17 protein-coding genes and 1 CRISPR repeat array are annotated in these 23,124 nt (G+C 56.0%); of the genes, 2 read left to right on the plus strand and 15 right to left on the minus strand.

From position 1 onward, the window contains the following. Nucleotides 1-55 precede the first annotated feature (55 nt). Nucleotides 56-1,283: a CRISPR direct-repeat array (repeat unit 28 nt; unit sequence TTTCTAAGCTGCCTATGCGGCAGTTAAC). 130 nt (nucleotides 1,284-1,413) lie between these two features. The 15 genes from cas6f to mnmA form a co-directional block, all read right to left on the minus strand. Further along, nucleotides 1,414-2,004 (minus strand): type I-F CRISPR-associated endoribonuclease Cas6/Csy4, encoded by a 591-nt coding sequence (gene cas6f, locus B2X55_RS00740; protein WP_286820492.1) that lies wholly within the window; start codon nucleotides 2,002-2,004, stop codon nucleotides 1,414-1,416. Nucleotides 2,005-2,009: 5 nt separating this feature from the next. After that, nucleotides 2,010-3,041, minus strand: coding sequence for a type I-F CRISPR-associated protein Csy3 (gene csy3, locus B2X55_RS00745; RefSeq protein WP_286820493.1), 1,032 nt, complete (start codon nucleotides 3,039-3,041; stop codon nucleotides 2,010-2,012). Nucleotides 3,042-3,043: 2 nt separating this feature from the next. Then, the gene (csy2, locus tag B2X55_RS00750) at nucleotides 3,044-4,018 is read right to left on the minus strand and encodes a type I-F CRISPR-associated protein Csy2 (protein WP_286820494.1); all 975 of its coding nucleotides are present in this window, start codon (nucleotides 4,016-4,018) and stop codon (nucleotides 3,044-3,046) included. Then, nucleotides 4,015-5,220 (minus strand): type I-F CRISPR-associated protein Csy1, encoded by a 1,206-nt coding sequence (locus B2X55_RS00755; protein WP_286820495.1) that lies wholly within the window; start codon nucleotides 5,218-5,220, stop codon nucleotides 4,015-4,017. The genes csy2 and B2X55_RS00755 overlap by 4 nt, the downstream gene beginning before the upstream one ends. A gap of 196 nt (nucleotides 5,221-5,416) precedes the next feature. Further along, nucleotides 5,417-8,782, minus strand: coding sequence for a type I-F CRISPR-associated helicase Cas3f (cas3f, locus tag B2X55_RS00760; protein WP_286820496.1), 3,366 nt, complete (start codon nucleotides 8,780-8,782; stop codon nucleotides 5,417-5,419). After that, complete coding sequence (cas1f, locus tag B2X55_RS00765; RefSeq protein WP_255240434.1) at nucleotides 8,779-9,762, minus strand: type I-F CRISPR-associated endonuclease Cas1f; 984 nt, start codon at nucleotides 9,760-9,762, stop codon at nucleotides 8,779-8,781. The genes cas3f and cas1f overlap by 4 nt, the downstream gene beginning before the upstream one ends. Nucleotides 9,763-9,907: 145 nt before the next feature. Then, entirely contained in the window at nucleotides 9,908-11,794 is a 1,887-nt protein-coding gene (locus tag B2X55_RS00770) for a glutamine synthetase (protein WP_286820498.1), read from the minus strand. A 182-nt stretch (nucleotides 11,795-11,976) separates the two neighbouring features. Further along, nucleotides 11,977-13,638 carry a hypothetical protein gene (locus tag B2X55_RS00775; protein ID WP_286820500.1) on the minus strand — a complete coding sequence of 554 codons (1,662 nt, stop codon included), beginning with the start codon at nucleotides 13,636-13,638 and terminating at the stop codon, nucleotides 11,977-11,979. 10 nt (nucleotides 13,639-13,648) lie between these two features. After that, entirely contained in the window at nucleotides 13,649-14,398 is a 750-nt protein-coding gene (locus B2X55_RS00780) for an ABC transporter permease (RefSeq protein WP_286820502.1), read from the minus strand. Further along, nucleotides 14,395-15,183 (minus strand): ABC transporter ATP-binding protein, encoded by a 789-nt coding sequence (locus B2X55_RS00785; protein ID WP_286820503.1) that lies wholly within the window; start codon nucleotides 15,181-15,183, stop codon nucleotides 14,395-14,397. The genes B2X55_RS00780 and B2X55_RS00785 overlap by 4 nt, the downstream gene beginning before the upstream one ends. A gap of 23 nt (nucleotides 15,184-15,206) precedes the next feature. Then, on the minus strand, nucleotides 15,207-16,160 hold the full coding sequence (locus B2X55_RS00790; RefSeq protein ID WP_036377953.1) for an ABC transporter substrate-binding protein: 954 nt from the start codon (nucleotides 16,158-16,160) through the stop codon (nucleotides 15,207-15,209). A gap of 66 nt (nucleotides 16,161-16,226) precedes the next feature. Beyond that, nucleotides 16,227-17,174 (minus strand): hypothetical protein, encoded by a 948-nt coding sequence (locus B2X55_RS00795; protein WP_286820504.1) that lies wholly within the window; start codon nucleotides 17,172-17,174, stop codon nucleotides 16,227-16,229. Further along, nucleotides 17,167-17,610 (minus strand): DUF3783 domain-containing protein, encoded by a 444-nt coding sequence (locus B2X55_RS00800; RefSeq protein ID WP_036377918.1) that lies wholly within the window; start codon nucleotides 17,608-17,610, stop codon nucleotides 17,167-17,169. The genes B2X55_RS00795 and B2X55_RS00800 overlap by 8 nt, the downstream gene beginning before the upstream one ends. 45 nt (nucleotides 17,611-17,655) lie before the next feature. Next, nucleotides 17,656-18,666: an NYN domain-containing protein gene (locus B2X55_RS00805; protein WP_286820505.1), complete on the minus strand. Its 1,011-nt coding sequence runs from the start codon at nucleotides 18,664-18,666 to the stop codon at nucleotides 17,656-17,658. After that, complete coding sequence (gene mnmA / locus B2X55_RS00810) at nucleotides 18,663-19,763, minus strand: tRNA 2-thiouridine(34) synthase MnmA (protein WP_286820506.1); 1,101 nt, start codon at nucleotides 19,761-19,763, stop codon at nucleotides 18,663-18,665. The genes B2X55_RS00805 and mnmA overlap by 4 nt, the downstream gene beginning before the upstream one ends. 700 nt (nucleotides 19,764-20,463) lie before the next feature. Between mnmA and B2X55_RS00815 the strand changes: the two genes are divergently transcribed. Both B2X55_RS00815 and B2X55_RS00820 read left to right on the plus strand, forming a co-directional pair. Continuing rightward, nucleotides 20,464-21,735, plus strand: a complete 1,272-nt coding sequence (locus B2X55_RS00815) for a tRNA(Met) cytidine acetate ligase (protein ID WP_286820508.1) — start codon at nucleotides 20,464-20,466, stop codon at nucleotides 21,733-21,735. A gap of 91 nt (nucleotides 21,736-21,826) precedes the next feature. After that, nucleotides 21,827-23,074 (plus strand): ATP-binding protein, encoded by a 1,248-nt coding sequence (locus tag B2X55_RS00820; protein WP_286820509.1) that lies wholly within the window; start codon nucleotides 21,827-21,829, stop codon nucleotides 23,072-23,074. The last annotated feature ends 50 nt before the right edge of the window (nucleotides 23,075-23,124 follow it).

Below are 23,124 nucleotides of genomic sequence, written 5' to 3' on the forward strand. Positions count from 1 at the left end.
AAGCTGCCTATGCGGCAGTTAACCTATTCCCGACAAGAAGGGCCGCCCTCATGAGTTTCTAAGCTGCCTATGCGGCAGTTAACACGACCCTGCGACGTGCGGCAATGTCCTGCGCTTTCTAAGCTGCCTATGCGGCAGTTAACGCAGCTATATCACCGGCTTCCGCGGCAAAGCTTTTCTAAGCTGCCTATGCGGCAGTTAACGGCCTGCACTTTGTAAAAATCGGCGACATTGCTTTCTAAGCTGCCTATGCGGCAGTTAACGACTCGCCTATGTTGTTCGCTACCATGCCAAATTTCTAAGCTGCCTATGCGGCAGTTAACCTGCCGCTTGATATGAATCATGCCGTCTTTCATTTCTAAGCTGCCTATGCGGCAGTTAACTCATTGCGCAGGACACAGCGGACACGGCGGCGTTTCTAAGCTGCCTATGCGGCAGTTAACTTTCGCAGTAGAATATGCTGCCAACTTCGTGATTTCTAAGCTGCCTATGCGGCAGTTAACAAGAACCTTATCCGGCTCTTTTTCCCATTTCATTTCTAAGCTGCCTATGCGGCAGTTAACGGCCCCTTGTGGCGAGCGACCATGTTGGCAATTTTCTAAGCTGCCTATGCGGCAGTTAACACATGGCGGCCTGACGCAATGCGGCAGTCCTTTTTCTAAGCTGCCTATGCGGCAGTTAACCGAGCACCGACGGCGTGGCGTTATCTTTTGAATTTCTAAGCTGCCTATGCGGCAGTTAACGTGATATTTCGTCAACCCTATCCCTTCGGGACTTTCTAAGCTGCCTATGCGGCAGTTAACGTCCCCGTCACGGGATATTCGTAGTCGCGGAATTTCTAAGCTGCCTATGCGGCAGTTAACAAAGATGACGTTCTTCTGCTCAATCTGCACTGTTTCTAAGCTGCCTATGCGGCAGTTAACGCCATCCAGGACACTTCAGCAGAGATCGCCAATTTCTAAGCTGCCTATGCGGCAGTTAACACGCGGTTCTCGGGATGTAGAGGGCAATTCTTTTTCTAAGCTGCCTATGCGGCAGTTAACTCGCGGCTATTTGCTTGTGGCGGTTGCCTCTCTTTCTAAGCTGCCTATGCGGCAGTTAACCATAAAGCCGCCCTCGGCCCTTGATATATAAATTTCTAAGCTGCCTATGCGGCAGTTAACGAAAACGGAAAACATATCTGGGTTCTGCTCAATTTCTAAGCTGCCTATGCGGCAGTTAACTTACATAAGGATAATAACTATCAGGTTTTGGATTTCTAAGCTGCCTATGCGGCAGTTAACAGTAATCTTTTGTGCGAATAGCCCTATTCTACTTGAGCTCGCACCGTCTAACACCTATTTAACCAAAATTTTATGCACTTGTCAAAGCCCTTGATTTACAAGGCATTCAGGCATACGACAAAAACTTTGGTCAAAAGTCGGGAACAGATGATCTCCTGCTAAATCCATAGGCAGAGAAGCCTTCACAAGGGTGCTCTACCGCTTCCTGCTTCTGGATGAATAGGCTGAAGCGATGATGATTTGTCATGCTCTCTAACTGGATGTACGGATACCTCGTCTTGTTTGCAGCTGACGGAAAAATCTTTTGGGCTTCTTCTATTGACATACTGTGCCTTTGTGCATAGCGTCTGGCTTTCCGCGCAGCAGTCGCCTCGGGCTGATAGCGACTGTACATCACGAAACCTTTGCATGCCCTGATGGGTACGGGACGAACAGTCTTGATCTTCACGTAATCTGGCGCAAGGTGCTTTAATGCATCGGCCAGATTCAAACGCTGCAAATCGGATTCTTCTGGAGCCAACAGGCGAAGTGTACGACCGAGTGTCGGCTGTACATCAGAGTACTCCGGAAATGCCACACCACACCGAATCACGCCTTGTTCATCTTTGCTGTTGACCAGTGCCAGATGGATCTGGCGGTAAACTTTAGTCCAAAGGAATGAGATTGCGATATCTTCTGTCGGCTGCAAGATAACCTCTTGGTAGAACCACATGCCCATCATCCCCTTTATTCTTTTCCGCTTGCACCGAAGACACCGCCACGAATCAAGACCGCCATAACGTAGTGCGCAGCTTCCGGACTGTCAAAATCAGCATCCAGTGAGTACTTATCAAAAAGCGTGTAGAAATCGTTCTTTGCCTTTGGAGTACGGAACGCTTTGCCTAGGTTCGTCACTGCACCATACGGCTCTACGGCGATTGGCCCTACTCCTGTATTTGTCCCATATTCTTCATACCAGGTATCAATCGTGCGGATTGCATTGCTGAGCTTCTGCGAATGCATGGCCGCTGTACCATCTACCTCATACAAGACTTTGCTCTTCTTGCCTTTTCCTTTGTCAAGAATAAGCTCTTCGCTTGGATAGACGTCCTGCCCCTTGCCAATCTTGGCAAAAGCCGTCACTGTCAACAACAGATACGGGATCTTACCAGCCAATGCCGATTCAATCTGTTCAGCTAATGCCTCAACCCTCTCATCACTCTTGTCAAAATTCTGCAGGGAATAATCATACGGATGGAACAGCCACTGTGTCGCATCGGGCCCATCGGTTTCTACCTGCACTTCCAGCTCTTCCGCACCGACGCGATTCCGCCAGAGAAAACGCGCATTGGCAAGATTCAGCGCATACCGTTTTGCCAGTTCACCGAATCCGTATTGCTTTGCATAGCGCTGTCCCATCTTCAAGATTTTTTCTTTATGCTCTGTATTATTGCAAGCTGCAGGAACAGCTGCGCCCGGCAGAATCTTCATCGTAAACGTAACTTTCAAAGTATCCTGATCCATGGAAAGTGATGCCGCATCGACGGTCTGCAAGTTCGGTTTTTCGACTTCTGCATTGAGCTTGGCAGGGTCGTTAGCCACTGCTGATTTCAAACGATTAGAGATCGTGCCGCGGACAGATTTTTCATGTAAAGGAAGTGCAGTCGCTTTTTTCTGACGCTCATCCCAAACCGTCCCATACATCAAACCATCTGAGAGAACAATTTTTTTCTCAAAAGACAATACCGTTGCTAAGCCCTTCGTGTTTGATTTTGCCATGATTAATCCTCTCCTTTATCTTTTTCACTTGATCCCATCTGCTCATTCACACAGACATATAAGCCAGCCTGCTCATCATAATGATAGTGCCACATCATTTGATCGATATCCTGAAAACGATGCGGCATCCTGAACTCACCGAGTGTCAACACCGGTTCGGCAAAACGATGCAATGTGCTTGCATCGCGCTGATTTGCAACATGCCCTAGTGGTGTCAACCCTTTGAACCCCGTGACAATCGGCACAAGCCAGCCTTTTTCCTGGCGCGGCTGCAAACGCCATGTGTCCTGCTCATCATCGTACTCATAGTGCAAGGCTAGCAAATCCAACATGGCTTGCAAGGTATCCTTATGCTCCGATTTTTCCTGCCTCTTTCTCAGCAGCTGACGACGCTCGATCAGGACATATCCCGGCATAAGACTGCGGATGGCATGGCGCACATCTTTTTCGTTATCTTCATCCACTAAGAGGATTCTCGAATTGCGTGTCGAAGTTGACTTCATAGAATCTTTTATCGACGAAAAAGGCGAAAACGCTAAGATGTCTCCTCCTGCAATCTTCATTCCCCTTAGAGCTTCCGCTACCTTCTCGATGAAAAGTGAGAAGCTGCCCGGCACCAGCCCGTCCACTTCAATAAGAAGAGATACGGTCAGATGAACTCTCGCTTCCTCGATAAATGGAGGCCGCTCAAATGATGCTCCTTTTTTCCGCAAAGGATTCGCGGTGATGATTACCGAGTTCACATAGTCACCCGGACCTTTATAAGTCTGCAAATCAAAGTCATGGCAGGACACCGCCATTTTTTTCAGGTGAATGCCCGACAGCGCCTCATTGCATCGGAGCTTTCGCTCCAGCGCATGCATGGCACCCAGCCAGGCTGTCATGGCGGGGAAGCCAATCGTGAGCGGGCTGCTGAAAGCATTTGCGTTGTGGATTTTGACATGTCGTAGCAGCAAATACGTTTTGCTTCTATTCATCCTTCTCTCACCTCCTGCTTCAGCACCTCTTCCATCGTCGCCGCAAAGGAATGCAGCTCTGCATCCGAAAGCGAAATCTCTTTCCGCTTCTCTATGCGACAGAACCTCCCGTAGGCATTTACGAGCCAACGAGCAAAATCCAAGCAGACCGGCCAGATCCAATCCGTATCAGCTTGCCGCTGGCTTCCATAGGCTTCATCCAGCCAAACTGCCTGCTCATCTGACAGCTCAGTCTCCTTGCTCCAGCCAGCAGGAAGGGCCTGCAGACGATTCGCTTCGTATAAGACAGACTCAACAAAATCCAGGATGATATCCTCACGGCGCTCACGCATCTCAAGATTATGGCGCTGATCTCGAAACAGCGAATCGAGATGTAACAGCATGTTACTGAAACTGCGCCAGTAAAGTGAGTCAAAGAAAAAATTTCTTTTAGGCATCTTTATTTTCCGACCAGCCAGGCATGGTGGCAACGATGGCAAAACTTGTATTCCTAAAGAAGAATTCCGCGTGCTCACATTTTGAACATTTGCGCCTCCAAAGCGGACGTTAGTCAAATCGGGAAAAGTCTGATATGAACCACCATAACATTCTGACTTTTTATCTTGGCACTTTCTCTGCACTTGAAATGCCTTTCTGATCCGATTCGTAAGTTCAAGCATCAAAATACTCGGTGGTAAAATACTGAGTAGATGATATTCTCCATCACGGTCAGGTATAGGGAAATACACTTGTTTTAGGCGTGCATCACTTTCCTCCGGAGCCTTTGATATCTGAATACGCAAAATCTTCTCTCGTAATGATTCATATCCAATCCCTAGCGATTCTATCTCACGACGGATAAATGGTGAATCCTCACGAAAATATTGCCAAGCTGTTTTAGCCTCAAGGTCATCTTTCTGTTCCGCTATAGTTTCTTTCTGTGAAAACCGTGAAACTAAGAATGACGCAATCGTCATGAAGGCGGAACCACCATCCACAAAAATATCTTGTTGTACTGCCGCATCAGCTGTCGTCAAGTAGCCTTCACCTGTAGGGTTACTATTATCATGTAAATGAACGGCCAAGTCTGGATGTGTGTACTTGCCGATATGTGAGCTCACCCAATATCGGTCAAGGTTCTTCAAATTACTCTCTAGCCATTCAGCTGGAGTTTGTTGCTTCTTCGCCGCCTTATCAGCGATGTAAGTTGCTATCGATCCCATAATCTTCCCTCCTTCTTGCTATATTATATCATAACATAATTATGGATTCAAGATAGAGATTTGATTCTGATACAACATTTTTCAGGAGCTGCCTACACGGCAGATGACAATTGTATCAGAACATGATTATTTACTAAGCTACCTATGCGGCAGATCCTACTGGATTCATTATAGCAGAAACGGATTCGACTGCCTATCACTTTCTTTCGTTCACCAAGGTATGAAACACTCCAAGCTGGTCATCATACCAGCACACCCTCGCCTCGTCTTCATAGCCAGAAAGGCCCAACTGCCCATATCGCTCGGATATACGTTGCAGGACCTCTCCTTCGTCGTCATCCAAATACGGCCTTCTGGCAGCTTGTGCCTGAAGAGACGCCATATAGGACCGAGGTAGCCAGAAACGCTCTCTGTACACATCCAGTTTCTCCTGGGGATATGGTTTCAGGTTGCACAAATCTCCACAAGCCGTGTATTTGCCACCATTTCTTTCATAAAACCCCAGCATGCCTTCATTCGCATCATAGCGATAGCACAGCTCTTTATCTGGAACGCCTGCGCGGAACGGACGCAGATACTGTGGCAAGCCAGTCATCCACCAGCAGGTCTGCTGCCAGCCGCCCACTTCATCCGGTGATTTATCATCGAGGTTGCGCCAATCCGCCAGTCTCTGATGCTCCAGATCAATCAGCCTCGACTTTGGACAAAGCGGCTTCGGAATCTGCACGCGGGGAATGGCATCGATATGGTCCCAATTACCGTCGGGCACTAATTCCTTCATATCATGGCTCTGCAGCAGATAGTGCGAGGCTTTCTCGAAACCCGGCCGACAAAAGACTGCCCTCTGTGCCGGATTCATCATGCCCTGCCAGTTGAATTGCATGACACCGATGTTCGGAGCGGATATATCCTGCAGGCATGGACGGTGACGATGGACGCGGCCCGCCAGCTGGATGATAGAGCGGTAAGAGGACGGCTCTACGATTGCCCAGTCAAAATCATGATCGCGGCCGATTTCCTCCACTGGAGTAGCCACCACCAGAAAAATACAACGCTTCTCACGATGGCCATCCAAATGGCTGCGAAGAATGGTATCCTGGAAGGATACCTGTACCCCGCGTTCCTGCTTGCGGCGCAGGACATGGTCGAGATACGCTTCCTGTTCATGACGCAGCAGCAGGACTTGGCGACTGTGATAGCACATGACGAAAACTGCCGTATCATCTGGCCAGTCAGCTGACAGCAGGGCAAGAGCCATATTGACACACGGATCGATATTGGCAAATCGTACGAGTCCAAATGAAACTTCCTTGTTCGTCTTCTCGTCAACGACATGGTAACTCCCATGCAGCTGCAGGACGGCCTGCTTCATCGCTGCAACATACGACTGCCATGACAGTTCTTTCGTCGTCTGAGGCTGACACGGAACCAAGACAGCTTTTCGCTTCACGACCTGCGCCTGTAATTTCTTGACGCGCTTCTCGACAAAGCTCTCATGGGCCAATCGATACTGGTTCGGCTGCTGCAGCGGTATGGTTGCAGATGCAGAACGGAATTCATCCACCCAGACAGCCGTTAGCGTTTTTGTCCTGTCTGAGAATGCATTATAGCAGCACAAGCCATCCTGATAAGCTTGATAGAACCCCTGCGCTAAATCGGGTGGAATCGTCGCAGAAGACAGGACTACATTGCGGCCCAGTACGCCAGCTAAATGAACCAGGCGGGCGACCGCCGTCAAATCTTCCGGCGAGAAATCATCCACTTCATCAATGACGAGATCCGCTGACATCATCCGAAGGAACGGAAGCAAGCCCTGCCCACCGCGCGTCACCTCTGTCGCACGGATGATCTGGTCAATGGTCGCAACAAGTACTGGCTTGAACAGGAAGGCTCCATTTTTCTTTGACTGCGGATTTTTGCGTCCATCCAGGTAGATGTCCAGATACTTCAGCTGTTCATGCGTGAAGTTATCTTCAAAGGAAAGCATATCTTCCAAAAGTTCTTCTTCGCCAGCGCCACCGATCTCACAAGGAGAACCTTTCTCTTCTGAATCCGCAGTATCTACAACATCTGACTGCTTTTCCTGACGATACAATTCTTCAACAGCTGAAGAACCGATGATGATGGCCAATTCATCATTCGTCAGATGCATGCGCTCCTGATATTCGCTACCAGTCTGGAGCGTCAGCGAGCGGAGCCCCAGCGCTAACGTATAGCGCATCGACTTGCCATTGGGCGACAATGCCTGCATCAGTTTGGCATTTGCGGTAGTCTTGCCGCAGCCCGTGCTTGCCATATTCAGGATGAACCAAGCTTGCTCCGCCCCCTCTTGCCTTGCCGCTTGGACTTCGCGGACTGCTTTATCCTGCCATTGATACGGTGCTTTTGCCGGTTTGAAACGTACTGTGTCTGTCACATCCATCTCGCTGGCAAAGAGCGGCAGCTGGTGCGCGATGTTGACGGCTTGCGCAGCCACCCGAACCAAATGCGAGGACAGTGTATCACAGAGCTTATCGCCCTCTGTATTGGCATATAAAACCTTCTTCTGTTCCTCTGTCGGTACATCCGTCTGGCACTTCTGAGAAGAGACAAAGTGATCGGCCAGCATCAGGGCTTCACGCGCATAGAGAAGAAGTGGACGCAAAGCTGAGTTCGATTCCGAGCGGAGCTGCTGCAACTGTGCTTTTTCCCGAAGCAGGCGTGCCAGCCATTTTTTGACCGACTTGTTCCAGTCACCATCATCCAGCAAAAATCCCCTCGAAAACGCAAAGCAGGGATTTTTCGCGACAGGGACAACTCCTTCATACCCCCAGTCAGCTTTAACCTTTGAAAAGAGCGCCTCCGCAGACAGAAGTGGCTCCATCGCACAGATTTTGCACTCCATCTCATTCCGCGTCACGGGCAAGCGATGATGTGACAGAATCAGCCAAGCGATCAGGCGCATGATTGGTGGCATATCCGGCAATGCCTCTGCCTGACTGCCTCTGTCTTTCATCTCCTTTTTCAAAGCTGTCTTCTTCAGCTTACCATCCATAAAGAGACGTATCCACGCATCATCATCCTCTGTGTCACCACTGAGTTTCGCCACAGCCGCCAGCATCTGGCAGGAAACCCATTCGTGACGATAGGGGTCTTTTTCTATCGACGATGACCGCAGCTTTTCCTGGAAGTGATCCGATGACTTCCCCCAGTCATGGAAAAGGGCTGCTACCGCTACCAACGCTTTGATCAATGCAAGATAGGGCCAGCCGCCCTCCCACTCCTTATGCAGGATGTTCTTTTTCGTTGTGTTGACGGGCACCATGCCTTCTTCGTTGAATTTGTCGCGATTTCCCACCACCCAGAGGAGCTGGCTGCGATTGCGCGAGCGAATCCAGCGACAGGACACAGCCGTGCTTTTCGTCGCACTCCGGCGCAAGAGTGTCTTGACTTCCTGTACGCCCTCCTGTGTCATGATGGTCTGCCACGTATCATTGCCGATGCGGTCTGCAAATTGATCCAGGATACGGCGAACCGTCAGCAGGGCTTTCTTCTCGCTGCGGCTTGTAAACAGCACCATCATGATACAGGGCCCTCCTTTCCCCATAACTGACTCACATACTTCACTTCTTCAAACAGGAAGTCCAATACCTTGTGCTCCGTGAATTTCTGCAGGCAGTACGAACGGAACTCCTGATCCCTGAGATCATCTTCGGCACAGATAAATGCGCCCGGCAGAACAATGGCATCTTTTACGAGATCTGCAACATCGAAGACCAGGGCACCGCGCCGCGTCTTCCCGTGCATGACGGCAAAGCCATGTGGTATCCCCAGTACCCAGAGTGTGACCGCAGCCAGGCCATAGGCTAGGTAATTGCCGTGATTCAAGAAAATATTGGCTTTATCTCCCGCAGGAGCATCATGAAGGCGAACAAAATCCGGCATATTGACATGCTCACTCGCATACTTATAAAGTGCTTTCGTGAAGACTGCCTCACCGGCCAGCAGCTGTTTGATATCCACAGCCTGCTGGATGACTTGGCGGAAGCGTTGCATGGCAGACTCGATTTCATCATCATCTGCATAGAAGCCCCAGCTCTGCAAATCGCGGTCCTTCTGCCAGACTTGCTCGATGAACTGACACCGCTTCAATTGGAACTCTTTCGCTGCCGCCAACCGCTTGTCTGCCTGAAACCAAAAGGACAGCCACCCTTGCACATACTCTGTTGGCCGGTATTCACTCTGCGGGCTGAGCCATTCAATTTCCACGCCGGAAAGCAACGGCGTCCCGCCATTGCCGCAAAATCCAACCATGACGCCAGCCATAGACAGCATGCGCATGGCAGCCTGCGTGATGGATGTACCCATTCCCAGCAACAGAACCGTCGTATTGGCAATCGGAATATTCCAGTACTGATTCTCACGCTTGCCCTCCGTTAGATAAAGGACACGTCCGTCCTTCTGCATAACCCGGCACTTCTCCAAATAGTAGATATTTGCCCGTTTAGAATGCAGAATGACTTTCAGATTCGATGCATCAATTTCTGATTTCGTCATCGTCATGATACCACCTTCTCGATAGCATACTGTCCATCAGTCACGTTCTATTTCATATTGTTAGCATTCGACATGGCACCACTGTATTCCTTCACACACAAAAAAGGCACCGCCGAGGCGGTGCCTTTTTGTCTCTGGTTGCCGGTGGCAATCAGATCATGTTCTTGACGTAGGAGTCGTAGAGGCTCTTGAGCTCTTCGACTTTGTCGTACATCTCGACCTGCAGGCCGGATGCCGTTGCGTAATCGCCATCGTTGAGGGCGTTGATAAGGAGCGTGAAGAGGGACTTCTCATCGATGCTGTCCTTGGCGAGGTAGCTGCGGATGCCGTTGATCTTGTTCCAGTTGTAGGAATCGAGGTCGGTGACGAAGTCCGTCTTGGCTTCCTTGGCTGCGCGGACGATGTCGCGGTTCTCCGGGATGATGCGGGCGATGAGCTCGGTCTTCCAGCGCGTCAGAGCACCAGCGCGGAAGGCTTCGATGATCTGGTCACGCAGTGCGCCGCCAGCCGTGATGACGGCGAGCTTTGCCGGGTAGTTCTCGAAGTTCTGCATGTTCTCCCAGACCGTAGCCGGCGGAGCACCGAAGAGGCGCGTGCGCTCTTCTTCCGTGTAGTCTTCGAAGACATCATCTTCACTGCGGTATGCGCGGTCTTTCTCGAGGTAGAAGCCCTCTTCACCGGCATCCTTGGAGATCTCGGCGAGGCATTCTGCCGTCGTATGCGTAGCGCAGGCCTTGACACCGTCGAGGCAGGCCGAATAGATGGCTGCGAGGACGAGGTACGTATTCGTGTACGGGTTGCATGCACGCAGCTCGAAGCGCGTTGCATACGGGTTGCTGAGATCGCGGATCAGGCCAGTGAGGATTGTGCGGTTACGCGACGGGATCTCCGGCGTATGGCCGAGGGACGTGACGACGCAGACCGGAGCCTCGAAGCCCGGTTTGAGGCGGTTGAGGGAATCGTTCGTAGCGGAGACGAACGGGTTGATGACCTCGTAGTTCTTGAGCAGGCCCATGAGGGAGCCGTAGCCGATGGCGCTCATGAAGTCTTTCTTCTGGTCATCAGCCGTGAAAAGGTTGTGGAGCTTGCCGTCTTTCGTGATGGCAGCCATGCCGATGTGCGTGTGCTCGCCGTTGCCAGCCAGGCCGATCATCGGTTTTGCCTTGAAGTTGACTTCGAGGCCCATGCCACGGAAGACCTCTCTTACGATCGTGCGAACGAAGAGCTCATTGTCGGCAGCCTGCAGGGCATCTGCAAAGCGCCAGTCGATCTCGAGCTGCTCGCAGACGTGCGTCATGCGGCCGCTCTCGTCAATCTGTGCTTTGAGACCGCCGACTTCCTTATGACCCATCTCGACCTTGAAGCCGTATTTATCGAGAACGAGCAGGCACTGCTCCATAGCCGTGCGGACGATGCCGTGCGTGCGCTCCCAGTACTGCTCCTGCAGGACCTGCGAAGCGGACATCTCTTCGATGGCAGCATCCTCGAGCGGCGTCTTGACCCAGAACTCGAGCTCCGTAGCGGAGGTGAACTGGATGTCCGTCACATCCGTGCCGTTGACGCTCTCGATGCCGGAAATCTGCGGGTGCTCCTTGAAGAGGGCCATCAGCTCTTTCTTGACATAGGCGAGCGTGTCAGCGAGGACAGCGCGCGAATCGACGCGCTTGCCTTCGTGGATCAGGAAGGACGGAATGCGCAGCGTGCCGATTGGCTTACCCGTCTCCTCGTCGTAGTTCTCCATGTTGTAGTCGACGAACCAGTTGACGGAAGGATCGACCGGCATATCGACTTTCGCGTTGTTCAGGGTGGCGATGCCCGTCAGCACGACGGAAGAACCATCCGTCTGGACAGCCGTGCCAGCATAGAACTCATCGATATCCTTGAGGAAGATGCGCATCGGGATCTTCTCATCCGTATCGTTGCCGGCCATATCGATGCCGACTAGCGATACGAACTTGATCTCGGGATGTGCTTTGAGCGTGTTCAGGATTTCTTCTTTTTCGGAGTTTGCAGGAATCACATAAAGTAACTCGTCCATGTTTATACCACCCTTTTTAAAATTAAGCAACAAAAAAGCCATGCAGAAAAAACATCCCGATCATACGAATCGGAAGTATCACCTCTGCATGGCGCCATTGCCATATGACTATTCGTCTCGTTCGAGCGCACCCGCTTGAACAATCCCTATGTTAGCACAGCCTCATCCATTTGTAAAGAGGGCTAGCGTGTATACATGTCCTGCACCTCGCGGAGCAGCTTCGTGGACGCTGCTGACGCGTAGGCGGATGCGCCTTCCCCGTAAGTGCTGCGGAAGGCCTTCTCGCCGTCGCCGCCCGCTAGACTTGTGGCGCGCATCCACTTGGCAAAGCTGCCCCAGCCGCGGCGCGCCAGCAGGTCATGCGCGGTGAGCTCCGCGACGAGCGAGCACGACTCATCGCCGAACGAAGCGACAGCCCTGTCATAGGACTCTGGCGCGGTCAAGTCTGCGCCATCGGGGAAGCGCCCCTTCTCCTGGAGCACACTGAGCCAGCTGCGGCGGTAATCCTCGAAGCTGCCGAGCCCTTCCTCGCTGAGGCGCAGCGTGCCGATGAGATAGGCCGTGCCGCGCGCAAGCCAGGCGACTTCCTGCTCGGTGCCGCCCATGGCCTGTGCCTCCATGATGCGCGTGATCATGACGCCCATACTGAAGATCTGCTGGCGGCGCGAGTCTAGTGCTGCCGCATCGAGGAAGACCGTGCTGCCGTTCTCGAGCCAGAGGCTCTCGCCGACATTCTTCCGCGCTTCATCGAACGTCATATCAGAACGCACGCTGACGGCCTGTGCGAGCTCTTCTTTGCCACTGGCGAGCACGAGCGTGTAGCTGCCGCGCAGCGTCTGGCCGAAGCGGCGCTGCAAGAGCGACTGCACGGCCTCGGCCTCGGCGGCGTAGGAGTCGACCTGACCGTCGGTCACGCCCTCGCATGCCTCGATCTGTATCTTGGCCGGCTCGCTCTTCTGCGCCTGCCACCAGGCGGCAAACTCCTGGAGGAAATCGTCGAGCGTCAGGCCGAAAGTCTGCGCAAACGCCTCCTCCCCTGACTTTCCCTCACCGAGGGCGGTGAAGTAGGCGGCGAGTCTCTGGCCGCGCTGCTCTTCGGGGAAGCGCGCAAGCAGCTGCACGGTCATCATGTCGGCCATCTCGTAGGCGTGGTATTCCTTTGCCATGATAGCCTTGCGCTCGGCAAATTCCAGGTGGATGAGCTGGTCGGGGCGCGCGGCGTGCGGCGCGCCTAAGAGATCGTCGAGCACATCATTCTGCCAACGCGCGAGCTTGCGGCCGCCGAGATGCTCGGCCATCATGGCGCCGACATAGTCAGCAGAGCCCTCTTCCAGCCAGAACAAGGCTTCCTTGTCCGTGTCGCGCCCGCGGCTCAGCTCGTACTGGAGCTGGTGGAAGAGCTCGTGCGCCGTCGTCGCATAGCGGTCGCTATGGCTGTCCATGACGCCGGCCTTCGCGTTGACCGCCGTGACATGCAGGCGCCCGCCCGACCAGCCGCCCGAGATGGCGGCGACCTCCTGCGCCTCCTCGTCGGAGAGCGAGAACTCTTCCTTGAGGATGCGGCGGTAATCCGCATCGGAGGCGGCCACGAATACGCGGACAGAATGATGGCGCACGGCGCCGAGTTTTTCCTGTGTCAGTCCGTCAAAGGCAGAAGCCGCCTTCTTGACATCCGGCAGGGCCGCGCCGCTGCCCTCGACGTGGATGGCCCCGTCATCGCGCTCGAAGTGACTCAACGCATCATCTGCCAACCGCTGCGCCTGCGGCAAGAGCTCAGGCGCATGGAAGCCGGCCCAGCCCGCGCCGACGAGCAGCATGAGCACCACAAAAACAAATTTTTTCAAGCCAAGCGCCTCACTTCCGCTGCCAGCGGCAAACCGCATGCTCAAAGCAGTCGATGAGCCCGAAGAGCAGGAGTCCCATGACGCTGAGGACGAGGATGCCCGCGTACATCTCCAAGTAGTTGACGCGCAGCCAGGCATCCATGATGTAGTAGCCCATGCCATACTGCGTGCCGAACGTCTCCGTGAAGAACAGCACAGAGACGGCCGTCGCCATCGCGACGCGGATGGCCGTGATGAACTTCGGCAGGGAGGCCGGCAGGATGACGAAACGGAAGATCTGGCCAAGCGAGGCGCCGAGCGAGTAGAGTGGATAATAGCGCTCCTCCGGCAGCGTGCGGATGGCGTCGCGCACCGCCACAACGACCTGGAAGACGATGATCAGGAAGATCATGAGGACCTTCGAGAGCTCGCCGACACCGGCGAGCAGCATGAGGATTGGCAGCAGCGCGATCTTCGGGATTGGGTACGTCAGGTAGACGACCGGGGACAGGAAGCGGTCGGCCTGGCGGAAGTAGCCCATGATGACGCCGAGCGGATAGCCGATGCAGACAGCCAAACCGAGGCCTGCTGCAATGCGCCAGAGGCTGTAGGCCGCGTGCTCGAGGATGTCGCGCGCGAAGACGTTTGTCAAGCGCACGAACACCTTATCGGGCGTCGGCACGATGGGCAGCTCGAGCAGCAGCGCGAGCCCCCACCAGATTGCGAGCAGGAAGACAGCTGCAGTAAGGTATGAGAGCAGGGTGTGCGAGATGCCCTTCATGACGCCGCCCCCTCTCCTGCATGCTGTGCGCTGATGCCCCGTATCTCTTCGCGCAGGGCACGGCTCATCTCAAAGAATTCCCGGCTGCCGCGCTGTTCCGGATGACCGCCGAGCGGATTGTCGAAGACGCGCGCGATGCGGCCTGGATCTGCCGCCATCAGCGCGATCTTCTGCCCGAGGTAGAGCGCCTCCTCGACGTAATGCGTAACGAGCAGCGTCGTGACATGCTGCTCCTGCCAGAGCGCTAGGAAAACGTCCTGCATCTCCTCGCGCGTGATGGCATCGAGCGCCGAGAAGGGCTCGTCCATCAGCAGGATGTCCGGCTGCAGCAGGAAAGAGCGTGCGAGGCTCACGCGCTGCTGCTGGCCGCCGCTGAGCTCATGCGGGTAGCGCGTGGCGAGCCTTTCGATGTGGAGTGCTGCCATGAGCCGCGCCAGCCTCGCTTCATCCTCCTCGCGGCCCGCGTGCCAGTCGTGACGGATGCGGCAGCCCAGCACGATGTTCTCGCGCACTGTCTGCCACGGCAGCAGGCCGTAGTTCTGCGGCATGAAGCCGATGCGGTACTTCTTCGGATCCGCCTTGCCGCCCGCAATCTTCACGCAGCCGCCCTCAGGCTGCACGAGCCCCGCCACTGCCCGCAGGAGCGTCGACTTGCCACAGCCTGAAGGGCCGATGATAGCACAAACCGTTCCTTGCGGAACGGTCAGGCTGACATCGGCAATCGCAACAGCTACAGCACGCTCCGCACTCCGGTAGCGCACCGTCATGTGGTCGAATGCAATCATGTCAGTTGGATTCATATGCCATTTCATTCGCCGAGCAGATTGATGACGAGGTCATCATACCCGTACGTCTCCTTTACCAAATCTTTGTCGTTGAGCCACTTGATGCAGTCCGTCACGTCCTGCTCCTTCGGCAGTGCTGCCTTGTGGTACGTCGGCAGCTTCAGCGCCTCTTTGGCGGCAGGCGGGAAACCGGCCTTCTCGATGACGAAGTCAATGTATTCCTCACGCGGCGCATTGTTGAGGTAATCGACGGCACGGTTGTAGGCGCGGTACATCGCCTGGATTTCTTTCTGCTTGTCCTTGGTGGCCTTATCCGTGAAGAGGATGACGCCCGGGTTGATGCCGAGGTCATCGGAGCTCTTGAGGAGGCGGCCGCCGTTATAGATGGCGATACTGGCCATCGGCTCAGGCAGCGTTGCGGCAGCGAGTTTGCCGTTCTGCAGCATCTCGAGGCGCGTCGGGATCTGCGGGATGATGACCTTGTTGATGTCATCGCCCTTCAGGCCATCCTTCGCGAGGATCTCGTCCGTCACGTACTCGATGATCGTATTGCGCGAGACGCTGACATCCTTGCCGCGCAGGCCCTTGACATCTGCGGCGGGCTCTGCCTTGCCGGCGATGAGCTTGTAGCTGCCGTCCGTCGAGGATGTGACCTTGACATCGAAACCGCCGTCCTTGGCAAAGGCAGCGGCGAGCATGTCGGAGACAGCGCCGTCGAGATGGCCGCTCTGCATGGCAGAATCACGATCCATCGCGCTCTTGAACGGCTTGAGATTGACCTTGACGCCTTCGTCTGCAAAGTAACCCTTCTCTTCGGCAATCAGGAATGGCAGGGAGTCCGTATCCGGCATCAGGCCGATGGAAAGCTCCTGCATCTTGCCCGAGCCAGCCGACTGGCTGCCCGTGCCGCAGCCAGCGACTGCGAGCATCGCCGCGGCTGCAAGTGCGAGGCAGCCTACTCGTTTCCAAATCTTCATCTTCACTTTCACATTTCCTTTCTATCCAGTATGCCTGCACAACACCTGTATCGCATTGTCACAGGCTCACGGGAGCAGCAGATTGCCGAGCATCGCGGCGCCCTCCTTGGCATAGGAGAGCACAGTGTCGATCGTGTCCTTGTTTTCCGCATACGCACTCGCCGCCTTGTCCTTGACCCTGCCAGCCTCATTCTTCATGGACTGCACATCGTCGAGCTTCTGCTGGACGTCGTCGAGCATCGACTGGGCATCGTCGAGGGATTGCTGCACACTGGCAGCTGATGCGGCGGCATCAGCACCCTGCCGCCGGTTCTCCTCTGCGGCCTTCTGCTTCTTCTCTGCCTGCCCTGTCACCTTGTCGAGGAACTTCTGGACACCCGATTCACCATCGGCGCTGTCCTGCAGGGCCTGACCGCGCCCTTCAATGCGGCCCTGCTCGCGCTCGAGACTGCGCTGTTTCTCTTCAAGCGCCTTCTTCTTGGCCTCGAGAGCCTGGCGCTGTTTCTGCAGGTCGCTTTCCTGTGCATCGAGCTTCTGTGCGCGCTCCTGCATCTGCTGTTCCTGATGCTGGCGCTCGTTGTTCTGGAGGTCGGCCTGGTCCTGGCGATAGCCAGCGAGCGCAAAACCGATGAAGACAGCGATGAGGAAGCCAACGCCGAGCAGCAGCGCCTTCTTGTGGCGCACGGGCCAGCTCTGCTGTTTTTTCCTGGCCTCTGCCTGCTTCTTTGCCTGTTCTTGCAGATCCTTGTCGGGTGCGAGCTCGCGCACATCGCCGCCAGCTGCAGATCCGCCCGCCTGCGGGAAGGGCTGTTGGATGGGCTCTTCCTCAGTCGCTGCCGAAGCTGCAAGGTCAGGTGGCAACTCCTGCGTATCGTCGAGGCGCGCCGTCTTGTCGAGTGAGGCCGTGCGGCCACGGCTTGCTGTCCGATCCACTGGTTCAGCTTTTCCCGCCGCACCGGGTCTCTCCGGCTTCCCGCCCGCGCCCTTGCTCAGATCGCGTTCCGTGTCATTCATCGCCGTCGCCTGCAGCCTCCTGCTTCTTCTTTTCCTTCACTTCTTCCATCTCGATCATCGCCGCATGCTCCTTCTGCATCGTCTCGCAAAGGCGGCGCAGTGTCCAGAGCGTGTTGAACGGCGTGACGACCGACTTGTAGTGGACCTGCGGCACACCGGCGTCCTTGAGGGCCTTGAGAACGGCGTCGAGGCGCTTGTTGCGGATGTGCTGCAGGACCATGACCTCATGCGGGAAGACGAACGGGTCGCCTTCGTAATCCTCTGGATTGGCCGCGCGGAAGCCCTTTAGGCCCAGCAAATAGCCGATCTTCTCGCGCCACGCCTCTTCCGGCAGCACTTTTGTGTGTATGCCGAGGCGGTGCAGCGTCTTCTGTGCGAGCGCGAGCTTCTCGTCATCACGGAATTGGTAGAACAGGACCAGTTCTTCTCGTTTCATTTGTATATATCCTTTCCATCAATCATTGTCCATCTGTCATCGCTATCATCGGGAGAGACCGCGCGTCAAAAGATACGTGATGAGTTCATCCATCGTGACTTCCTCTTCCTGCATGCGCGCTTCGAGCTGCTTGCGAAGCGTCTTCGGCAGGCGCACGGCAAACGTGCCTTCCGGCAGTGCGGCCGCCTTGCTCTTGTGCTCATGCTGGACCGCAGGAGATGGCACCGGTGCAGTCGCAGCTTCCTGATGATTGGCCTGCTCTGCTTTCTCGGCGCTCTCGGCTTTCACCGCTTTGCCCGGCTTCGCATTCTTGGCCGGTTTTGCGGCTTTCACCTGTTTGGCAGCCTTGGCAGGCTTTGCCTCCTTTGCTTCTTTTACCTCTTTTGCATTCTTCGTCTCTTTTGCAGCTTTTGCGGCCTTGGCCGCTTTTTCCTGCTTCTCGGCTTTCACCGCTTTTTCCTTCTCGTTCTTCTCGGCTTTATTTGCCTTGGCCTTCTTGGACTTGGCATCCTTTTTCGGCTCGGCTTTCTTGGTATCAGTCTGCTCGAGAGCCACTTCAGCCTTCTCGCCCGCCTCTGCGCCCTTGCGCGCGTGTTTCTTTCTCACAGTCTCTTTCTCCTCCGCTGGATACACGATGAATTCATCGTAGGCATTGCGCAATGTCTCACTGGCCTGCTTCGTGCCAACACCGATGATATAGGACTTCTCCTTCGAGTTGAGCATCTGCGCGATGCGCACGAAATCCGAGTCCGTCGTGATGATGAAGTAGCGGCGCACGCCCTCTTCGTAGAGCAGTTTTGCCGAATCGTAGAGGGCCGAGTCCAGCGAGTTCTTGCCGAGGAAGGTCCTGCTGATCTGGCGGAACGTGAAGCCCGGACGGCGCAGGAGCTTCTCCCAGCGCTTCTGTTCGGGGCGCTCCTCCCAATCCGAGATCACGATCGTGCGGCACGGCTGGAATCGGCGCGCCTTACCGAGTGTGTAGTTGAGCATCTCAAACGGCGCATTCTCAATGTCGTAGAGGATGCCGACCGTCGTATTGCTGGATTCCAGTGTCATACCTCTTCCCCCTTCCGCAGTGCCTTCTCGATGATGCCGCCGCCAACGACCGTATCGCCGTCGTAGAAGACGACCGACTGCCCCGGCGTCACCGCGCGCTGCGGCTCTTCAAAGCGAACCTTCACTTTGCCACCCGCAAGCGGCTCGACATGCGCGCGGCCTTCGCGACGGCCGTAGCGTACCTTGGCCGTGACCGCGATGGGTGCCTCGAGTGCATCGATGGCAATCCAGTTGAGGTCGCCCGCTATGAGGCCGTCCGCATAGACATCCTTTGCTCCGCCGACAATGACGCGGTCATGCGCCATGTCGAGGTCCACGACGTAGAGCGGCTCCGGATGCGCGATGCCGAGTCCCTTGCGCTGGCCGATCGTGTAGAGAGGCACGCCCTCGTGATGGCCGAGCACATGGCCCGCAAGGTCGACGATATCGCCAGGATGCAGGCAGGCAGGATTCTTCGCGCGCAGGTATGCCTTGTAGTCATCGTGCGGCACGAAGCAGATCTCCTGGCTGTCCGGCTTGTGGGCGACGGGCAGCTTGTAGCGCTCCGCCAGCTCGCGCGTCTCCACCTTCGTGTAGTCGCCGAGCGGCATCAGGAAGTGCGCAAGCGACTGCTGGTTGAGGTGGTAGAGCGCGTACGACTGGTCCTTGTGTGTGTCGATGCCCTTCTTGAGCACATAGCGGCCCGTCTCATCCTGCCCGATGCGCGCATAGTGGCCCGTCGCAACGTATTCCGCGCCGAGCTCCATCGCCTTCTGCAGGAGGCCCTCGAACTTGACATAGCGGTTGCAGGCGATGCAAGGATTCGGCGTCCATCCCTTCGCGTAGTCCGCCAGGAAGTAGTCGATAACCTTCTCCTGGAACATCTCCTTGAAATTCATGACATAGTGCGGGATGCCGATGATCTCCGCCACGCGGCGCGCGTCGTCGACACTGCTGAGACTGCAGCAACCGCGGTCATTCTCATCAAAATCACGGCTCTCCTCCGACAGGCGCATCGTCACACCGATGGCCTCATAGCCCTGCTCCTTGAGCAGCGCCGCCGTAAGCGAGCTGTCCACGCCGCCGCTCATCGCGACGACTACCTTCTTTTTCGTCATTCTGTTATCATATCCTTTCTTCTCTTCTTTCGTATCTATACACATCGGTCAAGCCGATTCCTTCTATGAAAAAGACAGCCCGATGACTGCCCGTATATCCTAGTATACCATATCCACAGGAAAAGCCCAAACAGATTGGACGCGGAAGGGGGCTTCTGCTAGACTGGAGGAGCGGAAATGGATTTCCCTTATCCATTCATCAAAATCTGGTACAATAACAAAGGTGCGGGGAAACATGTTCCGGCTTCGTCGCTCCGCTAAAATGGCCCCCATGAAAGAAAAACGGGCCAAGACGCCTCGCCGCCTGCCGCGCCGTTCTCACATCCATCTCCTTTGCCATAGTTCCTCGGGGGCCAGCCCTGCGGGCGGTCGCTTCGCTCCTGCAGGCGAAACACATTCCCCCGCCCTGAGTTCATGCGCCGCACGCTCCAGGCTTCAAAGCGCTCGTTTTGCAAAACGCAACTAGGCAGGGAGGGGGCCTTTCCGCTTGCAGGAACGGAGTGATTGCCCAACGGGATGGGACGCACCGCATATCATCTTGCATCGAGATGTCAGAACGCCGCGTCAGGCGGCGAATGAACATCGGAAAGACGAACAATGCATGCGGCCCATTTAACGGAGTGACGAAACCGGAAAGTCCCCCTCCCTGCCCTTTTGCTCTATATCTGGTTTTAAATTTTCTTACGAAAGGAGCTCCCTTATGCATGTCATTGGCATCATAGCCGAATACAATCCCTTCCATCAGGGCCACGCCTATCAGCTCCGCGCCGTCCGCGAGGCCATCCGCTCCCGCTTCCACGATGAAGCGGCCATCGTCGCGGTCATGAGCGGCAGTTTCACGCAGCGCGGCGAGGCGGCAATCTTTGACAAGTGGCAGCGCGCGGACCTCGCCGTGCGCGGCGGCTGCCAGCTCGTCCTCGAACTGCCCTTCCTCTTCGCCTGCCGCAGTGCCCAGGACTTCGCGCGCGGCGGCGTGCGTCTGCTGCAGGGGCTCGGCTGTGTCGAGACGCTTTCCTTTGGCGCGGAATGCCCCGAACTCACGCCGCTCATGACAGCAGCCCGCACCATCGACGCACCAGAGACGCAGGCAAAGCTCCATGAAGCCCTGCGCGCAGGCGCTTCATACGCAAAGGCCCTGACTGCGATCTTAGCGCAGGAGAGCGGCCTTGCGGCGGATCTTCTGCGGCAGCCCAACAACATCCTCGCCATCGAGTACCTGCGCGCACTGCAGCACTATGCACCGGGCATCGAGCCGCTGCTAGTCGCGCGGCGCGGCGCGGGCTACCATGCGCCGTCACTCGGCCACTTTGCCAGCTCCTCGGCTATCCGCAGAGAGCTCGCAAAAGCGCAGCCCGACTTCGCGGCACTGGAGGAGTCCCTGCCCGAGGCGACGTACACTGCCATCCGTCAGGCATGCCCCGCGGAGATCGCCTCGACGGAGCGTCTCTTTGCCCCCCTGCTCGCGCGGCTGCTGACGATGCAGGAAGGCGAACTCAAGGCGGTCTTCGGCCTGCAGGAAGGGCTTGCGAACCGGCTGCTCGCCAAGAGCGCACAGAGCCGTTCACTTGCAGGACTCCTCGCCAAGATGGTCACCAGCCGCTATCCCGCGAGCCGTATCAGCCGCATCATCCCGCATCTGCTGCTCGGTTCGACGGAGCATGCTGCCCGTACCGCCGATGAGACAGGCCCTCTATACGCGCGCGTGCTCGCCTTTGACGAGACAGGCCGCGAGCTCCTGCACGAAATCAAGAAGCGCAGCACGCTCCCCCTCATCACCAAGGTCAGCGCCGCACTCCACTCCCGCCAGCGCCTCGAAGGCTGCCTGACACCGCTGCAGGCGATGCTCGCCCTCGACACCAAGGCCACCGAACTGCGCGCCCTGGCCTTGCCCGCAGAAGCGCCGCTCGCGAGCCTCAAGCAGAGCGATTTCACCAGCTCGCCGCACTTCCTCACGAACGCCTCACATGCCTGAATCTCGGTTTACATGTTTACAATCATGCCGATACAGAGTATAATGAGGAGACTATCTCAGTAACACATGCATTTTATCAGGAGGAATTACCATGTCTGAATACCCGAATCTGCACAAACTGCTGATCTGCCGCAGCCTGCTCGATGACACGGCCATCCAATCGTTGATGGCCGTGCTCGACGGCGACAAGCGCCAGACAGGACCGTGCGCCGCGAAAATCATCGAGACGGCTGAAGATGTCGGCCTGCACGGCAACCTGCTGCGCAGCTACATCATCTACCTGCTCGTGCACGACCCCAACCTCGCTGCCCAGACCATCGAGATGCACGACAGCCCCGTCGGGACGAGCCTCAAGCAGGCCTTCCTGCACGACCTCACGCTGCTCCTGCCCTTCCTGACTGAGCCAGCGAGCCTCTACCTCGACCTGACGCTGCTCGACGCCTACAAGCCGACCGTGCCGCTCCACACAGAGGCCTCGACCGCACTCGAAGAGCTGCTCAAGAACGCCCGCACTGCCGAAAATTTCGCCGCGGCCCTGCTGCGCTACTACCAGAGCTTCGGCTACGGCGACATCGCCTCCTTCAAAGCCTTCCGCTGGGATGCGAAGCTCCAGCGCCTCATCGGCATCCGCCACTTCGAGGCCATGCAGATGGAAGACATCATCGGCTACGCGCACCAGAAAGAGCAGCTGATTGACAACACCGAAGCCTTCGTCCAGCGCAAACCCGCCAACAACGTCCTGCTCGTCGGCGCACGCGGCACTGGCAAGTCTTCCGCCGTCAAGGCCCTCGCCAACGTCTACTACAGCCGCGGCCTGCGCATCCTGCAGCTCACCAAGCCCCAGCTCAGCCACCTGCCCGACATCATGGACGCTCTGCGCTACTTCGCCAGCAAGCGCTTCATCATCTTCCTCGACGATCTCTCTTTCGAGGAATCCGATGCCGAGTACAAGTACCTCAAATCCGCCATCGAGGGCGGCGTCGAATCGCGCCCCGAGAACGTCCTCATTTACGCTACCTCCAACCGCCGCCACCTTATCCGCGAGAGCTGGCGCGACCGCAGCGAGAGCCAGGACGACGTCTACCGCGACGACAGCATGAACGAGACGATCTCCCTCTCCGACCGCTTCGGCCTGATCATCCAGTACTACGCTCCCGACCAGAAAGAGTACCTCGCCATCATCGACCACATGCTGCGCAAAGAGGGCATCAAGCTGACGCCAGAAGAACTGCGCATCGCAGGCGTCCGCTGGGAAATGACCCACAGCGGCCGCAGCGGCCGCACCGCCCAGCAGTTCGTCGCCCACTACCTCGGCCAGCTCGATGATCACGATGCATAATACCGGGGTAGCATTCGACTGAACGATGAAGCCGGAACGCATATCCCATC

It is taken from the genome of Mitsuokella sp. UBA4253, from assembly GCF_002395285.1.
GTDB lineage: Bacteria > Bacillota > Negativicutes > Selenomonadales > Selenomonadaceae > Mitsuokella > Mitsuokella jalaludinii.

Bases quoted from the DNA above. Each gene is read 5' to 3' on its own strand.
- csy2 (WP_286820494.1), bottom strand. From the start codon at position 4,018: ATGAATAGAAGCAAAACGTATTTGCTGCTACGACATGTCAAAATCCAC.
- mnmA (WP_286820506.1), bottom strand. From the start codon at position 19,763: ATGACGAAAAAGAAGGTAGTCGTCGCGATGAGCGGCGGCGTGGACAGC.
- B2X55_RS00780 (WP_286820502.1), bottom strand. From the start codon at position 14,398: ATGAAGGGCATCTCGCACACCCTGCTCTCATACCTTACTGCAGCTGTC.
- cas6f (WP_286820492.1), bottom strand. From the start codon at position 2,004: ATGATGGGCATGTGGTTCTACCAAGAGGTTATCTTGCAGCCGACAGAA.
- B2X55_RS00795 (WP_286820504.1), bottom strand. From the start codon at position 17,174: ATGAATGACACGGAACGCGATCTGAGCAAGGGCGCGGGCGGGAAGCCG.
- B2X55_RS00805 (WP_286820505.1), bottom strand. From the start codon at position 18,666: ATGACACTGGAATCCAGCAATACGACGGTCGGCATCCTCTACGACATT.
- cas3f (WP_286820496.1), bottom strand. From the start codon at position 8,782: ATGATGGTGCTGTTTACAAGCCGCAGCGAGAAGAAAGCCCTGCTGACG.
- B2X55_RS00755 (WP_286820495.1), bottom strand. From the start codon at position 5,220: ATGGGATCGATAGCAACTTACATCGCTGATAAGGCGGCGAAGAAGCAA.
- csy3 (WP_286820493.1), bottom strand. From the start codon at position 3,041: ATGGCAAAATCAAACACGAAGGGCTTAGCAACGGTATTGTCTTTTGAG.
- B2X55_RS00800 (WP_036377918.1), bottom strand. From the start codon at position 17,610: ATGAAACGAGAAGAACTGGTCCTGTTCTACCAATTCCGTGATGACGAG.
- B2X55_RS00815 (WP_286820508.1), top strand. From the start codon at position 20,464: ATGCATGTCATTGGCATCATAGCCGAATACAATCCCTTCCATCAGGGC.
- B2X55_RS00820 (WP_286820509.1), top strand. From the start codon at position 21,827: ATGTCTGAATACCCGAATCTGCACAAACTGCTGATCTGCCGCAGCCTG.
- B2X55_RS00790 (WP_036377953.1), bottom strand. From the start codon at position 16,160: ATGAAGATTTGGAAACGAGTAGGCTGCCTCGCACTTGCAGCCGCGGCG.
- B2X55_RS00785 (WP_286820503.1), bottom strand. From the start codon at position 15,183: ATGATTGCATTCGACCACATGACGGTGCGCTACCGGAGTGCGGAGCGT.
- cas1f (WP_255240434.1), bottom strand. From the start codon at position 9,762: ATGACGATGACGAAATCAGAAATTGATGCATCGAATCTGAAAGTCATT.
- B2X55_RS00770 (WP_286820498.1), bottom strand. From the start codon at position 11,794: ATGGACGAGTTACTTTATGTGATTCCTGCAAACTCCGAAAAAGAAGAA.